Raw genomic sequence first — 19,867 nt, 5'->3', positions numbered from 1 at the left:
CGTTATATGAGTTATCGGCATGATTATCCGTTTCTGCAGGGTTTTTAATCGGACGATTAGTGGGTGAAATGAGGGGTTATTTGGGGGTTACCGGTAAATTGCGGACAGAAAAAACCCCGCCGGTGGCGGGGTTTGAGCGATAAGTGTAAATTAACGCAGCAGAGACAGTACGTTCTGCGTGGTCTGGTTAGCCTGCGCCAGAACAGAGGTACCCGCTTGTTGCAGGATCTGCGCACGAGACATGTTAGACACTTCGGTCGCGTAGTCAGCATCTTCGATACGGCTACGGGCAGAAGACAGGTTGTTTACGGTGTTGCCAAGGTTGGTGATGGCAGAGTCGAAACGGTTTTGTACTGCACCGAGGTCAGAACGCAGATTGTCAACTTTAGCCAATGCCTTGTCGATAGTTTCGAGCGGGTTGGTGGTAGATTGCAACGATTTTGCTGCATCTTCGTTTACCAGAATCGGGCTACCACCTTCTGATTTGCTCAGATACATCACTTTAGGGGCACCAGGAGTAGTATCAGTTACCGTTTTACCATCTGCGCTGACATTGTAGGTGGCGCCATTTACAACTAAAGTGCTACCTGTTTTCTTGGCTGCATTAAGATCCAGATCAGAGAGTGTTGCGGCTTTATTTTCCACTTTTGTAGTGGTGAACTGGCCCGCACTGTTTTTGTAAACAGCTGTGTCTGTAGTTATTGTTGCGCCGGCACCCGTAGGTGCATTACTGTCAATAGTAAATTGAACATCTTGACCATCAATATTTGCGGTCAAAACACCTTTACCATTAGCATCAAGCTCTGCGCCAGTGTTGTTAGTAAATGTAATGCCCTTGTATTCAATGGAGCCTTTGTCAGCTAATTTTATTGCAAGTTTCGCTAGTTCTGTTGCATCAATACTTTCACCGGATACTTTAGTATCACTACTGGTCGTCAGCGATCCATCAGCTGCGCTTACAAAAACATCTTTATTAGCATCATTCTTAACCGCGCCGCTCTCCACATTCACGGTATAAGTTTTACCGCCAACATCATAATTATCAGTACCTGTCGCTTTAAATTTAGAAATCAGGTCACTGCCTGTTGCTTTCTGCGCGCCATCGATATTAAAACCGTCCAGGCCGAGAGTTTTCGCATCAATTTTTGCCAGATTGATAGTGATGGTTTCACCATCATTAGCACCAACCTGAATTTTCATTTCATTATTTTCAGCAAGGACTTTCACGCCGTTAAACTGAGTTTGCTCAGATACACGGTCAATTTCTTCCAGACGTTGAGTAATTTCAGCCTGGATAGAAGAAAGATCGCTGTCAGAGTTAGTACCGTTAGTTGCCTGAACAGAAAGTTCACGAATACGCTGCAGGTTGTTGTTAATTTCATTCAGCGCACCTTCAGTGGTCTGCGCAACAGAAATACCATCATTCGCGTTACGGGAAGCCTGAGTCAGACCTTTAATATTTGCTGTAAAACGGTTAGCAATCGCCTGACCTGCTGCGTCATCTTTAGCACTGTTAATACGCAGGCCAGAAGAGAGACGTTCAATGGCGGAGCTCAGAGAAGACTGAGATTTGTTCAGGTTATTCTGGGTCAACAGCGACAGGCTGTTTGTATTAATGACTTGTGCCATGATCTTTTCCTTATCAATTACAACTTGATGTTATTGGGCTGTTGCCCACGGTTTCTCACCGTACCCCTTGTATCGGCACCTGAATTTCGAACTTTAGAAAATTTTAGTTTCTCTCCTGTTTTTTCTTAACGGCTGAAATATCCGTAATATACAACTCTACTCTGCGCATCATCTTCGTGAATCAACTATTAAACTTTGCGCACAAATTGCCGATAACCCGCTTATCTACTGTTTGCAATCAAAAGGAATTAGGTATGGCTTCATTTACATCTCTTGGCGTTGGTTCGAATCTGCCGCTGGATACATTGCTAAACAACCTGACCATCGCTGAAAAAAAACGCTTAAACCCAATTACTCAGCAACAGAGTGACAATACCGCACGTCTGACAGCCTATGGCACATTAAAAAGTGCATTAGAAAAATTCCAGACTGCAAATACTGCGTTAAATAAAGCCGATCTGTTCAAAAGCACTACCGTTACCAGTAGCAATGAAGACCTTAAAGTTTCCACCGAAGCAGGTGCTGCCCCCGGTATCTATACCATCAGCGTAACCCAACTGGCGCAGGCGCAATCTTTACGAACTGATTCCCCGACAATCATTGCATCAACAAAAGATGCACTGGGTGATGAGTCATCAGATACACGCACAATAAAAATTACCCAAGACGGCCGTAAAGAGCCGCTGGAAATCAAGCTCAATAAAGATCAGACGTCATTGGATGAGATCAGCAAAGCCATTAACGATGCCGATAGTGGAATTTCCGCTAGTATCGTTAAAGTCAAAGATGGTGACTATCAATTGGTATTGACCGCCAGTGAAGGTCTGGCCAATAAAATGACCATATCTGTTGAGGGTGACAGTAAATTAAATGATCTGCTGGCTTATGACAGCAAGACCAACACCGGGAATATGAAGGAACTGGTTAACGCGCAAAATGCACAGCTAAACGTTAACGGTATCGATATTGAACGTTCAAGTAACAAAATTACCGATGCTCCTCAGGGAGTGACTCTCGATTTGACCCAAAAAGTCACTGACGTCCGGGTCACGGTGACAAAAAGCAACGATAAAGCAACCGAAGCAATTAAAGGCTGGGTGGATTCATATAACTCCCTCATTGACACCTTTAACACCCTGACAAAATATAAAGAAGTAGACCCAGGTGCTGAAGCACAAGATAAAAATAATGGTGCACTTCTCGGAGACAGCGTTGTACGTACAATTCAAAGCGGCATCCGCGCACAATTTGCAAACGGTGCCAGCGACGGTGCCTTCAAAACATTAAACGAGCTCGGGATTAAGCAGGACGGCACGACGGGTAAGCTGAAAATTGATGATGATAAACTCAAAAAAGTCCTGAATGAAAATACAGCATCCGTACGTGAATTGCTGGTAGGCGATGGTAAAGAAACAGGAATTACCACCAAAATTGCCACCGAGGTAAAAGGTTACCTTGCCGATGATGGCATTATTGATAGCGCACAGGACAGTATTAACGCCACACTGAAAAAACTGACCAAACAGTATCTATCCGTCAGTGCCAGCATTGATGACACCGTGGCGCGTTACACTGCACAGTTTACGCAATTAGATACCATGATGAGCAAACTGAATAACACCAGTACCTATCTCAGCCAACAATTTACTGCAATGAGTAATTCCTGATCACGGAGGTCAGCATGTATACCGCGAGCGGCTCAAAAGCCTATGCACAAATTGGCGTCGAAAGCGCCGTAATGAGCGCCAGCCAGCAGCAGCTGGTCACCATGCTATTTGATGGAGTGCTGAGCGCACTGGTTAGAGCGCGCCTGTTTATGCAGGACAACAATCAGCAAGGCAAAGGCGTCTCTTTGTCAAAAGCGATCAACATCATTGAGAACGGACTGCGGGTGAGTCTTGATGAAGAGAGCAAAGACGAATTAACCCAAAACTTGATTGCTCTTTATAGCTATATGGTCAGGCGCTTGCTGCAAGCCAATTTACGCAACGATGTCTCCGCAGTCGAAGAAGTGGAAGCATTAATGCGCAATATTGCCGATGCCTGGAAAGAGTCTTTACTCTCCCCTTCTTTGATTCAGGACCCAGTCTGATGAACCATGCACCGCACTTGTATTTCGCCTGGCAACAACTCGTCGAAAAAAGCCAGCTCATGTTACGCCTGGCAACGGAAGAACAATGGGACGAACTCATCGCCAGCGAAATGGCGTATGTGAATGCGGTGCAGGAGATTGCACATCTGACTGAAGAGATTAACCCATCCACCACGATGCAGGAGCAGCTCCGCCCGATGCTGCGCCTGATTCTCGACAACGAAAGCAAGGTAAAGCAGTTATTACAGATTCGGATGGATGAACTGGCGAAACTGGTCGGTCAGTCATCGGTGCAAAAATCGGTGTTAAGTGCCTATGGCGATCAGGGCGGCTTTGTGCTGGCTCCGCAAGATAACTTCTTGTGAATCTTAACAAGCTAATGGCTCGCGAATAATCTGATTACGGCTACGCTTCTAATGTTCCCCTTGAATGGAGTCGAAGAATGCGTAATCCCACGCTGTTACAATGTTTTCACTGGTATTACCCGGAAGGCGGTAAGCTCTGGCCTGAACTGGCCGAGCGCGCCGACGGTTTTAATGATATTGGTATCAATATGGTCTGGTTGCCGCCCGCCTATAAAGGCGCATCGGGCGGGTATTCGGTCGGCTACGACTCCTATGATTTATTTGATTTAGGCGAGTTTGATCAGAAAGGCAGCATCCCTACTAAATATGGCGATAAAGCACAACTGCTGGCCGCCATTGACGCCCTGAAACGTAATGACATTGCGGTGCTGTTGGACGTGGTAGTCAACCACAAAATGGGCGCGGATGAAAAAGAAGCTATTCGCGTGCAGCGTGTAAATGCTGATGACCGTACGCAAATTGACGAAGAAATCATTGAGTGTGAAGGCTGGACGCGTTACACCTTCCCCGCGCGTGCCGGGCAATACTCGAAGTTTATCTGGGATTTCAAATGTTTTAGCGGTATCGACCATATCGAAAACCCTGATGAAGATGGCATATTTAAAATTGTTAACGACTACACCGGCGAAGGCTGGAACGATCAGGTTGATGATGAATTAGGTAATTTCGATTATCTGATGGGCGAGAATATCGATTTTCGCAATCATGCCGTGACGGAAGAGATTAAATACTGGGCGCGCTGGGTGATGGAACAAACGCAATGCGACGGTTTTCGTCTTGATGCGGTCAAACATATTCCGGCGTGGTTTTATAAAGAGTGGATCGAACACGTACAGGAAGTTGCGCCAAAGCCGCTGTTTATTGTGGCGGAGTACTGGTCGCATGAAGTCGATAAACTGCAAACGTATATTGATCAGGTGGAAGGCAAAACCATGCTGTTCGATGCGCCGCTGCAGATGAAATTCCATGAAGCATCGCGCATGGGGCGTGACTACGACATGACGCAGATTTTCACGGGTACATTAGTGGAAGCCGATCCTTTCCACGCCGTGACGCTCGTTGCCAATCACGACACCCAACCGTTGCAAGCCCTCGAAGCGCCGGTCGAACCGTGGTTTAAACCGCTGGCATATGCCTTAATTTTGTTGCGGGAAAATGGCGTTCCTTCGGTATTCTATCCGGACCTCTACGGTGCGCATTACGAAGATGTCGGCGGTGACGGGCAAACCTATCCGATAGATATGCCAATAATCGAACAGCTTGATGAGTTAATTCTCGCCCGTCAGCGTTTCGCCCACGGTGTACAGACATTATTTTTCGACCATCCGAACTGCATTGCCTTTAGCCGCAGTGGCACTGACGAATATCCCGGCTGCGTGGTGGTCATGTCGAACGGGGATGATGGCGAAAAAACCATTAATCTGGGAGAGAATTACGGCAATAAAACCTGGCGTGATTTTCTGGGGAACCGGCAAGAGAGCGTAGTAACCGACGAAAACGGTGAAGCGACCTTCTTTTGCAACGGCGGCAGTGTCAGCGTGTGGGTTATCGAAGAGGTGATTTAAATTCATCCCCGGCGGCAAGCCGGGGAGATTTCATTACGGCAGTGGCGTCGGTAACGGCGCTTTATCCAGCGCGGCGGCACACTCTGCCGTCGGGCGATCCACACGCTCCATCGTCATACCATCGTACTCAATGGTGTTACCGTCACGCTCAACCTCGTACAGCTCACGTTTTACGGTAACGTTAGTGAGATCATCAGACATCAATGTCAACTTGCCCGGCACGGCAATCACCCGCTGCCACTGACGGCAATCCAGGGTATCGCCCTCTTTAGTGACAATCAGGCTGCCTATCGCTTCCGGACTGACCAGCGCACGTTGCGGCCCTTTGGTCTGCCAGTAGCCCGCCAGCCAGTCCGGCGCGGGGGTTTTCACGACATTGTTATAGTTTTCGACTTCGGCACAGCCCGCCAGCAACATGAGCGCGCCTGCAATTGCGAGTTTTTTCATCATTCGTCCTGCATGAGAAGAAAAGAGGATTGTGGCATTAAAGCCCTGATGTCGCCAGCCTTTCCAGGTTCAGAGAGAAATTTGATCTAACTATTATTTTTGTGAATTATTATCCCGAAAATAAATTTGCATGATGTATGATTCGCGATTCTTGTTTCAAACCTTCTGAGTTCAGAGGCTACATTCATGTCATGGCAGCAATTCAAACACGCCTGGTTGATTAAATTCTGGGCACCCATCCCTGCGGTCATCGCGGCGGGTATTCTCTCCACTTACTATTTTGGCATTACTGGCACCTTTTGGGCTGTCACGGGTGAATTTACCCGTTGGGGCGGTCAGCTCCTGCAGCTGTTTGGCGTCCATGCTGAAGAGTGGGGTTATTTTAAAATTATCCATCTGGAAGGATCGCCATTAACCCGCATCGACGGGATGATGATCCTCGGCATGTTTGGCGGCTGCTTTGCCGCAGCACTGTGGGCCAACAATGTCAAACTACGCATGCCGCGCAGCCGTATCCGCATTATGCAGGCCATTATTGGCGGCATTATCGCCGGTTTTGGCGCGCGTCTGGCAATGGGCTGTAACCTGGCGGCGTTCTTTACCGGCATTCCTCAGTTCTCGCTGCATGCCTGGTTCTTTGCCATCGCCACTGCCATTGGTTCATGGTTTGGCGCGCGCTTTACCCTGCTGCCCATCTTCCGTATTCCCGTGAAAATGCAGAAAGTTTCTGCCGCCTCACCGCTGACGCAAAAACCGGATCAGGCGCGGCGTCGTTTTCGTCTCGGGATGCTGGTCTTTTTCGGCATGCTGGGCTGGGCGCTGCTCACGGCGATGAACCAACCCAAACTGGGGCTGGCAATGCTGTTTGGCGTCGGCTTTGGTTTACTGATTGAACGTGCGCAAATCTGCTTTACTTCAGCGTTCCGCGATATGTGGATCACCGGACGTACCCATATGGCGAAAGCAATCATTATTGGTATGGCGGTGAGTGCCATCGGGATCTTCAGTTACGTACAGTTAGGCGTTGAACCCAAAATCATGTGGGCGGGACCAAACGCGGTAATTGGTGGTTTACTGTTTGGTTTTGGCATCGTGCTGGCAGGCGGCTGCGAAACCGGCTGGATGTACCGCGCGGTAGAAGGCCAGGTGCACTACTGGTGGGTCGGTCTGGGCAACGTGATCGGCTCAACGATTCTGGCGTATTACTGGGATGATTTCGCTCCGGCGCTGGCCACCGACTGGGACAAAATCAACCTGCTGAAAACCTTTGGCCCGATGGGTGGCCTGCTGGTGACATATTTGCTGTTGTTTACTGCGCTGATGTTGATTATCGGCTGGGAAAAACGCTTCTTCCGCCGTGCGGCACCGCAGACTGCTAAGGAGATCGCATGAAAAATATCGTTCCTGATTACCGCCTTGATATGGTGGGTGAACCCTGCCCTTATCCGGCAGTCGCAACTCTTGAGGCGATGCCGCAGTTAAAAAAAGGGGAAATCCTGGAAGTGATGAGCGACTGTCCACAGTCGATCAATAATATTCCACTGGATGCGCGTAATCACGGCTATACGGTGCTGGATATTCAGCAAGACGGGCCGACCATTCGTTATTTAATTCAGAAGTAATCCCTCATTCCCGCTGTGGCCCACAGCGGGAACATCGTTGCCTCTGACACATAGATTTTACCCGCCCCCTCTCCTATTCTTTTCAGTATGATCTCAGGAGGTTTCTATGTGTGGACGCTTTGCCCAATCCCAAACGCGTGAAGATTACCTTGCGCTTCTCGCGGAAGATATTGAACGCGATATTCCCTACGATCCCGAACCCATTGGCAGATACAACGTCGCGCCGGGAACCAAAGTTCTTCTGCTCAGTGAACGTGATGAACACCTTCATCTGGATCCGGTTTTCTGGGGATATGCTCCCGGATGGTGGGATAAACCGCCGCTGATTAACGCCCGCGTAGAAACTGCGGCCACCAGTCGTATGTTTAAACCGCTCTGGCAACATGGTCGGGCAATCTGTTTTGCCGATGGCTGGTTTGAGTGGAAAAAAGAAGGCGACAAAAAACAGCCTTATTTTATCTATCGCGCTGATGGACAACCTGTTTTTATGGCCGCGATAGGTAGCACACCGTTTGAGCGTGGTGACGAAGCCGAAGGATTTTTAATTGTCACTGCTGCAGCAGACCAGGGTCTGGTAGACATTCATGACCGCCGCCCACTGGTACTGTCGCCAGAAGCTGCGCGGGAATGGATGCGGCAAGACATTGGCGGTAAAGAAGCCTCAGAAATCGCGGCCAGTGGCTGTGTGCCAGCAAACCAGTTCTCCTGGCACCCGGTATCGCGCGCGGTGGGTAATATCAAAAACCAGGGAGCGGAGTTAATTCAACCGGTTTGATAAGCCAGGAGACTATTGATCAATAATACTGCGTCATAAGAAATCTCTATTAGACAAAGTAGACGCTCCTTCCACATGCGCCACAAGAAACCTCTATTCCAGTGACACAATTACGCCTGATTATTTCCCTAGCCCGGAATATGAATAAAAACATCAACAAAGATTAAATTATTCAAACGTTACTGTTGCGTCTGCGGTCGTAACAACATCCGACGTGGTGATGTGTATCAAATGAGGCCTCTGATGATCAGAGGGTTTATCGCGTATACGGATCGTGGATGGCAGAAAACTTTCAGGATCAGGTATCCATTTTAAACCAGAAATTGAGTGAGTTTGCCCCATCCATGCCCCAAGCGGTGAGATTGGAAGTAATTAACAACAGGTTACAAAACCTACACCTGCATGGACATCACTTCCTGATACGCCGCCACCAGCTTATTACGCACCTGAATCCCCATTTGCATAGAAACTGAGGCTTTTTGCATATCGGTCATCACATCGTTTAACGCCACGCCGGGTTCACCGAGGGTGAATTTTTCTGCCTGCGTGCGGGCAGCTGTTTGTGTATCGCTAATGCGATCGAGCGCGGCGTGCAGCTGCCCGGCAAAACTAATGGTCGGTTGCGGCAGTGAATCCTGCGCACGCGCACTCATCGCCGTAGCCTGTAACTGGCTTATAACCCCTTCAATCCCCTGTATCGCTGACATTTTCGTCTCCTGGATAATTTCTGGTAGCAAAGCCTACCAGTAAGTCAATAAGACAAAGGCGCTAAATAGCAACAAAAAAACGGGTTTATTGGCGGATAGAAAAAAACGAAAGCACAAATAATGGCAGCGTCAATTTTTCGAGTTTGCTGACCCGGGAGTGAGTCTTGTTCCACTTTGCCAATAACGCCGTCCATAATCAGCCACGAGGTGCGCGATGAATGCGACTGCAGCCCAGACAAAATCTCTTGAGTGGCTTAATCGCCTGCGTGCGAATCCGAAAATTCCATTGATTGTTGCCGGTTCCGCGGCAGTGGCGGTCATGGTCGCACTGATCCTGTGGGCGAAAGCCCCCGACTACCGCACATTATTCAGCAATCTTTCCGATCAGGATGGTGGCGCAATTGTCAGCCAACTGACGCAAATGAATATTCCTTACCGCTTCAGCGAAGCCAGCGGCGCTATTGAAGTTCCGGCAGATAAAGTTCACGAACTGCGTCTGCGCCTGGCACAACAAGGTTTGCCCAAAGGCGGCGCGGTCGGTTTCGAACTACTCGATCAGGAAAAGTTTGGTATCAGCCAGTTCAGCGAACAGGTGAATTATCAGCGGGCGCTGGAAGGCGAGCTTTCTCGTACCATCGAAACTATCGGCCCGGTAAAAGGGGCGCGCGTACATCTGGCAATGCCGAAACCGTCTTTATTCGTCCGTGAACAAAAATCCCCTTCTGCATCGGTGACGGTAAATCTGTTACCCGGCCGCGCACTCGATGAAGGGCAAATTAGCGCCATTGTGCATCTGGTTTCCAGCGCCGTTGCTGGTCTGCCGCTGGGAAACGTCACGCTGGTGGATCAGGGCGGACATCTGTTAACCCAGTCCAATACCAGCGGGCGCGATCTTAATGATGCTCAGTTGAAATATGCCAGCGATGTCGAAGGCCGTATTCAGCGGCGTATTGAAGCAATCCTGTCGCCTATTGTTGGTAACGGTAATATTCACGCCCAGGTCACGGCGCAGCTGGACTTCGCCAGTAAAGAACAAACGGAAGAACAGTATCGCCCTAACGGTGATGAATCTCATGCGGCGCTTCGTTCACGCCAGCTTAATGAGAGCGAGCAAAGCGGTTCCGGTTATCCGGGCGGCGTACCGGGGGCGTTGTCGAATCAACCGGCACCTGCGAATAACGCGCCAATCAGCACGCCTCCGGCAAATCAAAATAACCGCCAGCAGCAGGCGAGCACCACCAGCAATAGCGGGCCGCGTAGCACACAGCGGAATGAAACCAGTAACTACGAAGTCGATCGCACCATTCGTCATACCAAAATGAACGTGGGCGATGTGCAACGTCTGTCAGTCGCGGTAGTGGTGAATTACAAAACCTTGCCAGACGGTAAACCATTGCCTCTCAGCAACGAACAGATGAAGCAAATTGAAGATCTGACCCGCGAGGCGATGGGCTTTTCTGAAAAACGCGGTGACTCGCTCAATGTCGTTAACTCGCCGTTCAATAGCAGTGACGAAAGCGGCGGAGAACTGCCGTTCTGGCAACAGCAAGCGTTTATCGATCAGTTGCTGGCTGCCGGTCGCTGGTTGCTGGTACTGCTGGTGGCGTGGCTGCTGTGGCGGAAAGCGGTACGCCCGCAGTTAACACGTCGCGCCGAGGCGATGAAAGCTGTACAGCAACAGGCGCAGGCCCGTGAGGAAGTGGAAGATGCGGTGGAAGTCCGCCTGAGCAAAGACGAACAACTCCAACAACGACGCGCTAACCAACGTCTGGGGGCAGAAGTCATGAGCCAGCGTATCCGTGAAATGTCTGATAACGATCCGCGCGTGGTGGCGCTGGTCATTCGCCAGTGGATAAATAACGATCATGAGTAACCTGACAGGCACCGATAAAAGCGTCATCCTGCTGATGACCATTGGCGAAGACCGGGCGGCAGAGGTGTTCAAGCACCTCTCCCAGCGCGAAGTGCAAACCCTGAGCGCTGCAATGGCGAACGTCACGCAGATCTCCAACAAGCAGCTAACCGATGTGCTGGCGGAGTTTGAGCAAGAAGCTGAACAGTTTGCCGCACTGAATATCAACGCCAACGATTATCTGCGTTCGGTATTGGTCAAAGCTCTGGGTGAGGAACGTGCCGCCAGCCTGCTGGAAGATATTCTCGAAACTCGCGATACCGCCAGCGGTATTGAAACGCTCAACTTTATGGAGCCGCAGAGTGCCGCCGATCTGATTCGCGATGAGCATCCGCAAATTATCGCCACCATTCTGGTGCATCTGAAGCGCGCCCAGGCCGCCGATATTCTGGCGTTGTTCGATGAACGTCTGCGCCACGACGTGATGTTGCGTATCGCCACCTTTGGCGGCGTGCAGCCAGCCGCGCTGGCGGAACTGACCGAAGTACTGAATGGCTTGCTCGACGGTCAGAATCTCAAGCGTAGCAAAATGGGCGGCGTGAGAACGGCAGCCGAAATTATCAACCTGATGAAAACTCAGCAGGAAGAAGCCGTTATTACCGCCGTGCGCGAATTCGACGGCGAGCTGGCGCAAAAAATTATCGACGAGATGTTCCTGTTCGAAAATCTGGTGGATGTCGACGATCGCAGCATTCAGCGTCTGTTGCAGGAAGTGGATTCCGAATCGCTGTTGATCGCGCTGAAAGGGGCCGAGCAGCCACTGCGCGAGAAATTCCTGCGCAATATGTCGCAGCGTGCCGCCGATATTCTGCGCGACGATCTCGCCAACCGTGGTCCGGTGCGTCTGTCGCAGGTGGAAAACGAACAGAAAGCGATTCTGCTGATTGTGCGCCGCCTTGCCGAAACTGGCGAGATGGTAATTGGCAGCGGCGAGGATACCTATGTCTGATAATCTGCCGTGGAAAACCTGGACGCCGGACGATCTCGCGCCACCACAGGCAGAGTTTGTGCCCATGGTCGAGCCGGAAGAAACCATCATTGAAGAGGCCGAACCCAGCCTTGAGCAGCAACTGGCGCAACTGCAAATGCAGGCCCATGAGCAAGGTTATCAGGCGGGGATTGCCGAAGGTCGCCAGCAAGGTCATGAGCAGGGCTATCAGGAAGGACTGGCCCGGGGGCTGGAGCAAGGTCTGGCAGAGGCGAAGTCTCAACAAGCGCCAATTCATGCCCGGATGCAGCAACTGGTCAGCGAATTTCAAACTACCCTTGATGCGCTTGATAGTGTGATTGCTTCGCGCCTGATGCAGATGGCGCTGGAGGCGGCACGTCAGGTGATCGGTCAGACGCCAACAGTGGATAACTCGGCACTGATCAAACAGATCCAACAGTTGTTGCAGCAAGAACCGTTATTCAGCGGTAAACCACAGCTGCGCGTGCACCCGGATGATCTGCAACGTGTGGATGATATGCTCGGCGCAACCTTAAGTTTGCATGGCTGGCGCTTGCGGGGCGATCCCACACTCCATCCTGGCGGCTGTAAAGTCTCCGCCGATGAAGGCGATCTCGACGCCAGTGTCGCCACTCGCTGGCAAGAACTCTGCCGTCTGGCAGCACCAGGAGTGGTGTAATGACCACGCGCCTGACTCGCTGGCTAACCACGCTGGATAACTTTGAAGCCAAAATGGCGCAGTTGCCTGCGGTACGTCGCTATGGGCGATTAACCCGCGCTACCGGGCTGGTGCTGGAAGCCACCGGATTACAATTGCCGCTCGGCGCAACCTGTGTCATTGAACGCCAGAACGGCACTGAAACGCACGAAGTAGAAAGCGAAGTCGTTGGCTTTAACGGTCAACGGCTGTTTTTAATGCCGCTGGAGGAAGTGGAAGGTGTCCTGCCCGGCGCGCGGGTTTATGCCAAAAACATTTCGGCTGAAGGACTGCAAAGCGGCAAGCAGTTACCGCTCGGTCCGGCGTTATTAGGTCGTGTTCTGGACGGCAGCGGTAAACCGCTCGATGGCCTCCCCTCCCCCGATACGACGGAAACCGGTGCGCTGATTACCCCGCCATTTAACCCGTTGCAACGTACACCGATTGAACATGTGCTGGACACCGGCGTGCGCCCAATCAATGCCCTGCTTACCGTTGGGCGTGGGCAGCGTATGGGGCTGTTTGCCGGGTCCGGCGTTGGTAAAAGTGTGCTGCTGGGGATGATGGCACGTTACACCCGCGCCGATGTCATTGTCGTGGGTTTGATTGGTGAACGCGGACGCGAAGTAAAAGATTTTATTGAGAATATCCTCGGTGCCGAAGGGCGTGCACGCTCCGTGGTGATTGCCGCTCCGGCGGATGTTTCTCCTCTCCTGCGAATGCAGGGTGCCGCCTATGCCACGCGCATTGCCGAAGATTTTCGCGATCGTGGTCAGCATGTGTTGCTGATTATGGACTCCCTCACCCGCTATGCGATGGCCCAGCGTGAAATTGCGCTGGCGATTGGCGAACCACCCGCCACCAAAGGTTATCCCCCGTCGGTGTTTGCCAAATTACCGGCACTGGTCGAGCGTGCCGGAAATGGCATTAGCGGCGGCGGCTCGATTACCGCGTTTTATACCGTGCTCACCGAGGGCGATGACCAGCAGGACCCCATTGCCGACTCTGCGCGGGCAATCCTCGACGGTCACATTGTGCTGTCTCGCCGACTGGCGGAAGCCGGGCACTATCCGGCTATCGATATTGAAGCGTCGATCAGCCGCGCAATGACGGCGTTGATCAGTGAGCAACATTACGCGCGAGTGCGCACCTTCAAACAGCTGTTGTCGAGTTTTCAGCGTAACCGCGATCTGGTTAGCGTCGGCGCGTATGCCAAAGGCAGCGATCCGATGCTCGACAAAGCCATCGCCCTGTGGCCGCAGCTGGAGGGCTATTTGCAACAAGGCATTTTTGAACGCGCGGACTGGGAAGCGTCTCTCCAGGGGCTGGAGCGTATTTTCCCGACAGTGTCATAACCCAGGAGATAACGGCAGATGGCAGAACATGGCGCGCTGGCGACCCTGAAAGATCTGGCAGAAAAAGAGGTAGAGGATGCCGCGCGCCTGCTGGGTGAAATGCGTCGCGGGTGTCAGCAGGCGGAAGAACAGCTCAAAATGCTGATCGATTATCAGAATGAATATCGCAATAACCTCAACAGCGATATGAGTGCCGGGATGACCAGCAACCGCTGGATCAACTATCAGCAGTTTATCCAGACGCTGGAAAAAGCCATTACTCAGCATCGCCAGCAACTTAATCAGTGGACGCAGAAAGTTGACATTGCCCTGAACAGCTGGCGAGAAAAGAAACAACGTTTGCAGGCCTGGCAGACACTGCAGGAACGGCAATCCACGGCGGCACTGCTTGCAGAAAACCGCCTCGATCAGAAAAAGATGGATGAGTTCGCCCAGCGCGCCGCCATGAGGAAACCTGAATGATTCGCTTAGCGCCCTTAATTACCGCCGACGTTGACACCACCACATTGCCTGGCGGCAAAGCCAGCGATGCTGCACAAGATTTTCTCGCGTTGTTGAGCGAAGCATTAGCAGGCGAGACAACTACCGACAAAGCGGCCCCCCAGTTGCTGGTGGCAACAGATAAGCCCACGACAAAAGGCGAGCCGCTGGTCAGCGAGATTCTTGCCGATGCGCAACAAGCGGATTTACTGATCCCTGTGGATGAAACACCGCCTGTCATCAACGACGAACAATCCACATCAACACCATTAACCACCGCTCAAACGATGACGTTGGCTGCGGTGGCTGACAAAAATACGACAAAAGACGAAAAAGCGGATGATCTGAATGAAGACGTCACCGCAAGCCTGAGCGCCCTTTTTGCGATGTTGCCGGGTTTTGACAATACGCCCAAAGTGACTGATGTGCCGTCAACCGTGTTACCGGCAGAGAAACCAACGCTCTTCACAAAACTGACTTCTGCGCAACTCACAACAGCACAGCCTGATGATGCCCCCGGCACGCCAGCTCAGCCATTAACACCGCTGGTAGCAGAAGCCCAGAGTAAAGCGGAAGTCATCAGCACACCTTCACCGGTGACCGCTGCCGCCAGCCCGCTAATCACTCCACACCAGACACAGCCACTGCCCACCGTCGCCGCGCCTGTGTTGAGTGCACCGCTGGGTTCTCACGAATGGCAACATTCATTAAGCCAGCATATTTCGCTGTTCACCCGCCAGGGGCAACAAAGTGCAGAGTTGCGTCTGCACCCGCAGGATTTAGGTGAAGTGCAAATCTCCCTCAAAGTGGATGATAACCAGGCGCAAATCCAGATGGTTTCACCGCATCAACACGTACGCGCCGCCCTGGAAGCAGCGCTTCCGGTACTGCGAACGCAGCTGGCCGAAAGTGGCATTCAGTTAGGGCAAAGCAACATCAGTGGCGAAAGCTTTAGTGGTCAGCAGCAGGCCGCTTCCCAGCAACAGCAAAGCCAACGCACAGCAAACCATGAACCTCTGGCGGGGGAAGACGACGATACGCTTCCGGTTCCCGTCTCTTTACAAGGGCGCGTAACAGGCAACAGCGGCGTTGATATTTTCGCCTAACGTCAGAGGTAGCACCGTAATCCGCGTCTTTTCCCCGCTTTGTTGCGCTCAAGACGCAGGATAATTAGCCGATAAGCAGTAGCGACACAGGAAGACCGCAACACATGACTGATTACGCGATAAGCAAGAAAAGCAAGCGATCGCTTTGGATCCCGATTCTGGTATTCATTACCCTCGCGGCCTGTGCCAGCGCAGGTTACAGCTACTGGCATTCGCATCAGGTTGCCGCTGACGACAAAGCGCAGCAACGCGTCGTACCCTCCCCGGTCTTCTACGCGCTGGATACCTTCACGGTCAATTTGGGCGATGCGGATCGCGTGCTTTATATCGGCATAACCCTGCGCCTGAAAGATGAAGCTACCCGCTCGCGGCTGAGTGAGTATTTGCCGGAAGTCCGTAGCCGTTTGCTGTTACTGTTTTCGCGTCAGGATGCTGCCGTACTGGCGACAGAAGAAGGCAAGAAAAACCTGATTGCCGAGATTAAAACCACGCTTTCCACCCCGCTTGTTGCCGGGCAACCGAAACAGGATGTCACCGACGTGCTGTATACCGCTTTTATTCTGCGATAACGACATGGGCGATAGTATTCTTTCTCAAGCTGAAATTGATGCGCTGTTGAATGGTGACAGCGAAGTCAAAGACGAACCGACAGCCAGTGTTAGCGGCGAAAGTGACATTCGTCCGTACGATCCGAATACCCAACGACGGGTTGTGCGCGAACGTTTGCAGGCGCTGGAAATCATTAATGAGCGCTTTGCCCGCCATTTTCGTATGGGGCTGTTCAACCTGCTGCGTCGTAGCCCGGATATAACCGTCGGGGCCATCCGCATTCAGCCGTACCATGAATTTGCCCGCAACCTGCCGGTGCCGACCAACCTGAACCTTATCCATCTGAAACCGCTGCGCGGCACTGGGCTGGTGGTGTTCTCACCGAGTCTGGTGTTTATCGCCGTGGATAACCTGTTTGGCGGCGATGGACGCTTCCCGACCAAAGTGGAAGGTCGCGAGTTTACCCATACCGAACAGCGCGTCATCAACCGCATGTTGAAACTGGCGCTTGAAGGCTATAGCGACGCATGGAAGGCGATTAATCCGCTGGAAGTTGAGTACGTGCGTTCGGAAATGCAGGTGAAATTTACCAATATCACCACCTCGCCGAACGACATTGTGGTTAACACGCCGTTCCATGTGGAGATTGGCAACCTGACCGGCGAATTTAATATCTGCCTGCCATTCAGCATGATCGAGCCGCTACGGGAATTGTTGGTTAACCCGCCGCTGGAAAACTCGCGTAATGAAGATCAGAACTGGCGCGATAACCTGGTGCGCCAGGTGCAGCATTCACAGCTGGAGCTGGTCGCCAACTTTGCCGATATCTCGCTACGCCTGTCGCAGATTTTAAAACTGAAACCCGGCGACGTCCTGCCGATAGAAAAACCCGATCGCATCATCGCCCATGTTGACGGCGTCCCGGTGCTGACCAGTCAGTACGGCACTCTCAACGGTCAATATGCGTTACGGATAGAACATTTGATTAACCCGATTTTAAATTCTCTGAACGAGGAACAGCCCAAATGAGTGACATGAATAATCCGGCCGATGACAACAACGGCGCAATGGACGATCTGTGGGCTGAAGCTTTGAGCGAACAAAAATCAACCAGCAGCAAAAGCGCTGCCGACGCGGTGTTCCAGCAATTTGGCGGTGGTGATGTCAGCGGAACGTTGCAGGATATCGACCTGATTATGGATATTCCGGTCAAGCTGACCGTCGAGCTGGGCCGTACGCGGATGACCATCAAAGAGCTGTTGCGTCTGACGCAAGGGTCCGTCGTGGCGCTGGACGGTCTGGCGGGCGAACCACTGGATATTCTGATCAACGGTTATTTAATTGCCCAGGGCGAAGTGGTGGTCGTTGCCGATAAATATGGCGTGCGGATCACCGATATCATTACTCCGTCTGAGCGAATGCGCCGCCTGAGCCGTTAGTGATGAATAACCACGCTACTGTGCAATCTTCCGCGCCGGTTTCTGCTGCGCCACTGCTGCAGGTGAGCGGCGCACTCATCGCCATTATTGCCCTGATCCTCGCTGCTGCCTGGCTGGTAAAACGGTTGGGATTTGCCCCTAAACGCACTGGCGTTAACGGTCTGAAAATTAGCGCCAGTGCTTCGCTGGGCGCGCGTGAACGGGTTGTGGTGGTCGATGTGGAAGATGCACGGCTGGTGCTCGGCGTTACCGCAGGGCAAATCAATCTGCTGCATAAACTTCCCCCTTCAGCACCAACGGAAGAGATACCGCAGCCCGATTTTCAGTCGGTCATGAAAAACTTGCTTAAGCGTAGCGGGAGATCCTGATGCGTCGTTTGTTGTCTGTCGCCCCTGTCCTTCTCTGGCTGATTACGCCCCTCGCCTTCGCGCAACTGCCGGGTATCACCAGCCAGCCGCTGCCTGGCGGTGGACAAAGCTGGTCGCTCCCGGTGCAGACGCTGGTGTTCATCACCTCGTTGACGTTTATTCCGGCAATTTTACTGATGATGACCAGTTTCACCCGCATCATTATTGTTTTTGGTTTATTGCGTAACGCGCTGGGAACACCCTCCGCGCCACCTAACCAGGTATTGCTGGGGTTGGCGCTGTTTTTGACCTTTTTTATTATGTCGCCGGTGATCGACAAAATTTATGTCGATGCGTACCAGCCATTCAGCGAAGAGAAAATATCAATGCAGGAGGCGCTGGAAAAAGGGGCGCAGCCGCTGCGTGAGTTTATGCTGCGTCAGACCCGTGAGGCGGATTTAGGGTTGTTTGCCAGACTGGCGAATACTGGCCCGTTGCAGGGACCTGAAGCCGTGCCGATGCGCATTTTGCTCCCGGCCTACGTGACCAGCGAGTTGAAAACCGCATTTCAGATAGGCTTCACGATTTTCATCCCTTTTTTGATTATCGACCTGGTGATAGCCAGCGTGTTGATGGCATTGGGGATGATGATGGTCCCCCCCGCCACCATTGCTCTGCCCTTTAAACTGATGCTGTTTGTACTGGTGGATGGCTGGCAATTGCTGGTCGGTTCGCTGGCGCAGAGCTTTTACAGCTAGAGAGGCAAAATGACACCTGAATCGGTCATGATGATGGGGACTGAAGCGATGAAAGTCGCGCTGGCACTGGCTGCCCCGCTGTTGCTGGTGGCGCTGGTCACGGGCCTTATCATCAGTATTTTGCAGGCCGCCACGCAGATCAACGAAATGACGCTGTCGTTTATTCCAAAAATCATCGCCGTATTTATTGCCATTATTATTGCCGGACCGTGGATGCTCAATCTGTTGCTGGATTACGTCCGCACCTTGTTCACTAACCTGCCGTATATCATCGGGTAGCCCGTACAATGATGCAGGTGACAAGCGATCAATGGCTTTCCTGGCTAAGTCTGTACTTCTGGCCGTTACTGCGCGTGCTGGCGCTCATTTCTACCGCGCCAATTCTGAGCGAACGCAGCGTGCCGAAACGGGTAAAACTGGGTCTGGCAATGATGATCACGTTCGCTATTGCCCCATCATTACCTGCCAACGATGTTCCTGTTTTTTCGTTCTTTGCTCTGTGGCTGGCCGTGCAGCAGATCCTGATCGGCATTGCGCTTGGTTTCACCATGCAATTTGCCTTTGCCGCTGTGCGAACCGCTGGCGAAATTATCGGTCTGCAAATGGGGCTGTCATTTGCGACGTTTGTCGATCCGGCCAGCCATCTAAATATGCCCGTTCTAGCCCGTATCATGGATATGCTGGCGTTACTGCTGTTCCTGACATTTAACGGTCATTTATGGTTGATTTCACTGCTGGTCGATACCTTTCACACCCTGCCAATTGGTGGCGAACCGTTGAACAGCAATGCGTTTCTGGCACTCACCAAAGCGGGGAGTTTGATTTTCCTTAACGGGCTGATGCTGGCGTTACCGCTCATTACTCTGCTGCTGACCCTGAATCTGGCATTAGGTTTACTGAATCGTATGGCCCCGCAATTATCCATTTTTGTTATTGGATTTCCATTAACTCTGACTGTCGGTATCTCTTTAATGGCGGCATTAATGCCGTTAATTGCGCCTTTTTGCGAACATTTATTCAGTGAAATTTTTAATTTGCTGGCTGATATTATTAGTGAATTGCCATTAATATAA

The 19,867-nt window shown here is 51.7% G+C and carries 23 protein-coding genes; 20 read left to right on the top strand and 3 right to left on the bottom strand.

The window, feature by feature from the left end:
- Nucleotides 1-150: 150 nt before the first annotated feature.
- Entirely contained in the window at nt 151-1,629 is a 1,479-nt protein-coding gene (locus FTE26_RS13180) for a flagellin N-terminal helical domain-containing protein (protein WP_000079816.1), read from the bottom strand.
- 254 nt (nt 1,630-1,883) lie between these two features.
- Between FTE26_RS13180 and fliD the strand changes: the two genes are divergently transcribed.
- From fliD to amyA, 4 genes are all read left to right on the top strand, one after another.
- Nucleotides 1,884-3,296 carry a flagellar filament capping protein FliD gene (gene fliD, locus FTE26_RS13175; protein WP_000146097.1) on the top strand — a complete coding sequence of 471 codons (1,413 nt, stop codon included), beginning with the start codon at nt 1,884-1,886 and terminating at the stop codon, nt 3,294-3,296.
- A 14-nt stretch (nt 3,297-3,310) separates the two neighbouring features.
- Nucleotides 3,311-3,721 carry a flagellar export chaperone FliS gene (fliS, locus tag FTE26_RS13170; RefSeq protein WP_000287768.1) on the top strand — a complete coding sequence of 137 codons (411 nt, stop codon included), beginning with the start codon at nt 3,311-3,313 and terminating at the stop codon, nt 3,719-3,721.
- Nucleotides 3,721-4,086 (top strand): flagella biosynthesis regulatory protein FliT, encoded by a 366-nt coding sequence (gene fliT / locus FTE26_RS13165; protein WP_001015028.1) that lies wholly within the window; start codon nt 3,721-3,723, stop codon nt 4,084-4,086. The genes fliS and fliT overlap by 1 nt, the downstream gene beginning before the upstream one ends.
- Before the next feature lie 77 nt (nt 4,087-4,163).
- The gene (amyA, locus tag FTE26_RS13160; protein WP_001245684.1) at nt 4,164-5,651 is read left to right on the top strand and encodes an alpha-amylase; all 1,488 of its coding nucleotides are present in this window, start codon (nt 4,164-4,166) and stop codon (nt 5,649-5,651) included.
- Nucleotides 5,652-5,684: 33 nt separating this feature from the next.
- Here amyA and yedD read toward each other — a convergent pair whose 3' ends face one another.
- Nucleotides 5,685-6,098 (bottom strand): lipoprotein YedD, encoded by a 414-nt coding sequence (yedD, locus tag FTE26_RS13155; RefSeq protein WP_001295642.1) that lies wholly within the window; start codon nt 6,096-6,098, stop codon nt 5,685-5,687.
- A 186-nt stretch (nt 6,099-6,284) separates the two neighbouring features.
- On the opposite strand from yedD, the gene yedE reads away from it, so the two are divergent.
- The 3 genes from yedE (at nt 6,285) to FTE26_RS13140 (ending at nt 8,495) form a co-directional block, all read left to right on the top strand.
- Nucleotides 6,285-7,490 (top strand): selenium metabolism membrane protein YedE/FdhT, encoded by a 1,206-nt coding sequence (yedE, locus tag FTE26_RS13150; protein ID WP_000118901.1) that lies wholly within the window; start codon nt 6,285-6,287, stop codon nt 7,488-7,490.
- A complete protein-coding gene (gene yedF, locus FTE26_RS13145; RefSeq protein ID WP_000790498.1) occupies nt 7,487-7,720 on the top strand; it encodes a sulfurtransferase-like selenium metabolism protein YedF in 234 nt (77 codons plus the stop codon). The genes yedE and yedF overlap by 4 nt, the downstream gene beginning before the upstream one ends.
- Before the next feature lie 106 nt (nt 7,721-7,826).
- Nucleotides 7,827-8,495 (top strand): SOS response-associated peptidase, encoded by a 669-nt coding sequence (locus FTE26_RS13140; protein WP_000334601.1) that lies wholly within the window; start codon nt 7,827-7,829, stop codon nt 8,493-8,495.
- 392 nt (nt 8,496-8,887) lie between these two features.
- Here the strand turns inward: FTE26_RS13140 and fliE are convergent, their stop codons facing one another.
- The gene (fliE, locus tag FTE26_RS13135; RefSeq protein ID WP_001274295.1) at nt 8,888-9,202 is read right to left on the bottom strand and encodes a flagellar hook-basal body complex protein FliE; all 315 of its coding nucleotides are present in this window, start codon (nt 9,200-9,202) and stop codon (nt 8,888-8,890) included.
- 214 nt (nt 9,203-9,416) lie between these two features.
- On the opposite strand from fliE, the gene fliF reads away from it, so the two are divergent.
- The 13 genes from fliF to fliR all read left to right on the top strand — a co-directional run bounded on the left by fliF (nt 9,417) and on the right by fliR (nt 19,867).
- Nucleotides 9,417-11,075 carry a flagellar basal-body MS-ring/collar protein FliF gene (gene fliF / locus FTE26_RS13130; RefSeq protein WP_000994410.1) on the top strand — a complete coding sequence of 553 codons (1,659 nt, stop codon included), beginning with the start codon at nt 9,417-9,419 and terminating at the stop codon, nt 11,073-11,075.
- Nucleotides 11,068-12,063, top strand: coding sequence for a flagellar motor switch protein FliG (gene fliG, locus FTE26_RS13125; protein WP_000067950.1), 996 nt, complete (start codon nt 11,068-11,070; stop codon nt 12,061-12,063). Before fliF ends, fliG begins: the two co-directional genes overlap by 8 nt.
- Nucleotides 12,056-12,742 (top strand): flagellar assembly protein FliH, encoded by a 687-nt coding sequence (fliH, locus tag FTE26_RS13120; RefSeq protein WP_001282706.1) that lies wholly within the window; start codon nt 12,056-12,058, stop codon nt 12,740-12,742. Before fliG ends, fliH begins: the two co-directional genes overlap by 8 nt.
- On the top strand, nt 12,742-14,115 hold the full coding sequence (fliI, locus tag FTE26_RS13115; RefSeq protein WP_000213311.1) for a flagellar protein export ATPase FliI: 1,374 nt from the start codon (nt 12,742-12,744) through the stop codon (nt 14,113-14,115). The genes fliH and fliI overlap by 1 nt, the downstream gene beginning before the upstream one ends.
- A gap of 18 nt (nt 14,116-14,133) precedes the next feature.
- A complete protein-coding gene (gene fliJ / locus FTE26_RS13110; protein WP_000807584.1) occupies nt 14,134-14,577 on the top strand; it encodes a flagellar export protein FliJ in 444 nt (147 codons plus the stop codon).
- On the top strand, nt 14,574-15,701 hold the full coding sequence (locus tag FTE26_RS13105; protein WP_000620088.1) for a flagellar hook-length control protein FliK: 1,128 nt from the start codon (nt 14,574-14,576) through the stop codon (nt 15,699-15,701). The genes fliJ and FTE26_RS13105 overlap by 4 nt, the downstream gene beginning before the upstream one ends.
- Before the next feature lie 104 nt (nt 15,702-15,805).
- Nucleotides 15,806-16,270: a flagellar basal body-associated protein FliL gene (fliL, locus tag FTE26_RS13100; RefSeq protein WP_000133106.1), complete on the top strand. Its 465-nt coding sequence runs from the start codon at nt 15,806-15,808 to the stop codon at nt 16,268-16,270.
- Nucleotides 16,271-16,274: 4 nt separating this feature from the next.
- Nucleotides 16,275-17,279 (top strand): flagellar motor switch protein FliM, encoded by a 1,005-nt coding sequence (gene fliM, locus FTE26_RS13095; protein WP_001295641.1) that lies wholly within the window; start codon nt 16,275-16,277, stop codon nt 17,277-17,279.
- Nucleotides 17,276-17,689 (top strand): flagellar motor switch protein FliN, encoded by a 414-nt coding sequence (gene fliN / locus FTE26_RS13090; RefSeq protein ID WP_001282098.1) that lies wholly within the window; start codon nt 17,276-17,278, stop codon nt 17,687-17,689. The genes fliM and fliN overlap by 4 nt, the downstream gene beginning before the upstream one ends.
- A 2-nt stretch (nt 17,690-17,691) precedes the next feature.
- Entirely contained in the window at nt 17,692-18,057 is a 366-nt protein-coding gene (fliO, locus tag FTE26_RS13085; RefSeq protein ID WP_001348482.1) for a flagellar biosynthetic protein FliO, read from the top strand.
- A complete protein-coding gene (fliP, locus tag FTE26_RS13080) occupies nt 18,057-18,794 on the top strand; it encodes a flagellar type III secretion system pore protein FliP (RefSeq protein ID WP_001253441.1) in 738 nt (245 codons plus the stop codon). The genes fliO and fliP overlap by 1 nt, the downstream gene beginning before the upstream one ends.
- A 9-nt stretch (nt 18,795-18,803) precedes the next feature.
- Nucleotides 18,804-19,073, top strand: coding sequence for a flagellar biosynthesis protein FliQ (gene fliQ, locus FTE26_RS13075; protein WP_000187358.1), 270 nt, complete (start codon nt 18,804-18,806; stop codon nt 19,071-19,073).
- Between the two features lie 8 nt (nt 19,074-19,081).
- Nucleotides 19,082-19,867: a flagellar biosynthetic protein FliR gene (gene fliR, locus FTE26_RS13070; RefSeq protein WP_000983976.1), complete on the top strand. Its 786-nt coding sequence runs from the start codon at nt 19,082-19,084 to the stop codon at nt 19,865-19,867.

This window comes from Escherichia sp. S10b (genome assembly GCF_028421345.1).
Lineage (GTDB): Bacteria > Pseudomonadota > Gammaproteobacteria > Enterobacterales > Enterobacteriaceae > ECMA0423.
Note: the sequence above shows the minus strand (reverse complement) of the source record. Positions and strands in the feature narration are given on the sequence as shown.

Coding starts and splice junctions, on each gene's coding strand:
- FTE26_RS13180 (WP_000079816.1), bottom strand. CDS start 1,629: ATGGCACAAGTCATTAATACAAACAGCCTGTCGCTGTTGACCCAGAAT.
- fliD (WP_000146097.1), top strand. CDS start 1,884: ATGGCTTCATTTACATCTCTTGGCGTTGGTTCGAATCTGCCGCTGGAT.
- fliS (WP_000287768.1), top strand. CDS start 3,311: ATGTATACCGCGAGCGGCTCAAAAGCCTATGCACAAATTGGCGTCGAA.
- fliT (WP_001015028.1), top strand. CDS start 3,721: ATGAACCATGCACCGCACTTGTATTTCGCCTGGCAACAACTCGTCGAA.
- amyA (WP_001245684.1), top strand. CDS start 4,164: ATGCGTAATCCCACGCTGTTACAATGTTTTCACTGGTATTACCCGGAA.
- yedD (WP_001295642.1), bottom strand. CDS start 6,098: ATGAAAAAACTCGCAATTGCAGGCGCGCTCATGTTGCTGGCGGGCTGT.
- yedE (WP_000118901.1), top strand. CDS start 6,285: ATGTCATGGCAGCAATTCAAACACGCCTGGTTGATTAAATTCTGGGCA.
- yedF (WP_000790498.1), top strand. CDS start 7,487: ATGAAAAATATCGTTCCTGATTACCGCCTTGATATGGTGGGTGAACCC.
- FTE26_RS13140 (WP_000334601.1), top strand. CDS start 7,827: ATGTGTGGACGCTTTGCCCAATCCCAAACGCGTGAAGATTACCTTGCG.
- fliE (WP_001274295.1), bottom strand. CDS start 9,202: ATGTCAGCGATACAGGGGATTGAAGGGGTTATAAGCCAGTTACAGGCT.
- fliF (WP_000994410.1), top strand. CDS start 9,417: ATGAATGCGACTGCAGCCCAGACAAAATCTCTTGAGTGGCTTAATCGC.
- fliG (WP_000067950.1), top strand. CDS start 11,068: ATGAGTAACCTGACAGGCACCGATAAAAGCGTCATCCTGCTGATGACC.
- fliH (WP_001282706.1), top strand. CDS start 12,056: ATGTCTGATAATCTGCCGTGGAAAACCTGGACGCCGGACGATCTCGCG.
- fliI (WP_000213311.1), top strand. CDS start 12,742: ATGACCACGCGCCTGACTCGCTGGCTAACCACGCTGGATAACTTTGAA.
- fliJ (WP_000807584.1), top strand. CDS start 14,134: ATGGCAGAACATGGCGCGCTGGCGACCCTGAAAGATCTGGCAGAAAAA.
- FTE26_RS13105 (WP_000620088.1), top strand. CDS start 14,574: ATGATTCGCTTAGCGCCCTTAATTACCGCCGACGTTGACACCACCACA.
- fliL (WP_000133106.1), top strand. CDS start 15,806: ATGACTGATTACGCGATAAGCAAGAAAAGCAAGCGATCGCTTTGGATC.
- fliM (WP_001295641.1), top strand. CDS start 16,275: ATGGGCGATAGTATTCTTTCTCAAGCTGAAATTGATGCGCTGTTGAAT.
- fliN (WP_001282098.1), top strand. CDS start 17,276: ATGAGTGACATGAATAATCCGGCCGATGACAACAACGGCGCAATGGAC.
- fliO (WP_001348482.1), top strand. CDS start 17,692: ATGAATAACCACGCTACTGTGCAATCTTCCGCGCCGGTTTCTGCTGCG.
- fliP (WP_001253441.1), top strand. CDS start 18,057: ATGCGTCGTTTGTTGTCTGTCGCCCCTGTCCTTCTCTGGCTGATTACG.
- fliQ (WP_000187358.1), top strand. CDS start 18,804: ATGACACCTGAATCGGTCATGATGATGGGGACTGAAGCGATGAAAGTC.
- fliR (WP_000983976.1), top strand. CDS start 19,082: ATGATGCAGGTGACAAGCGATCAATGGCTTTCCTGGCTAAGTCTGTAC.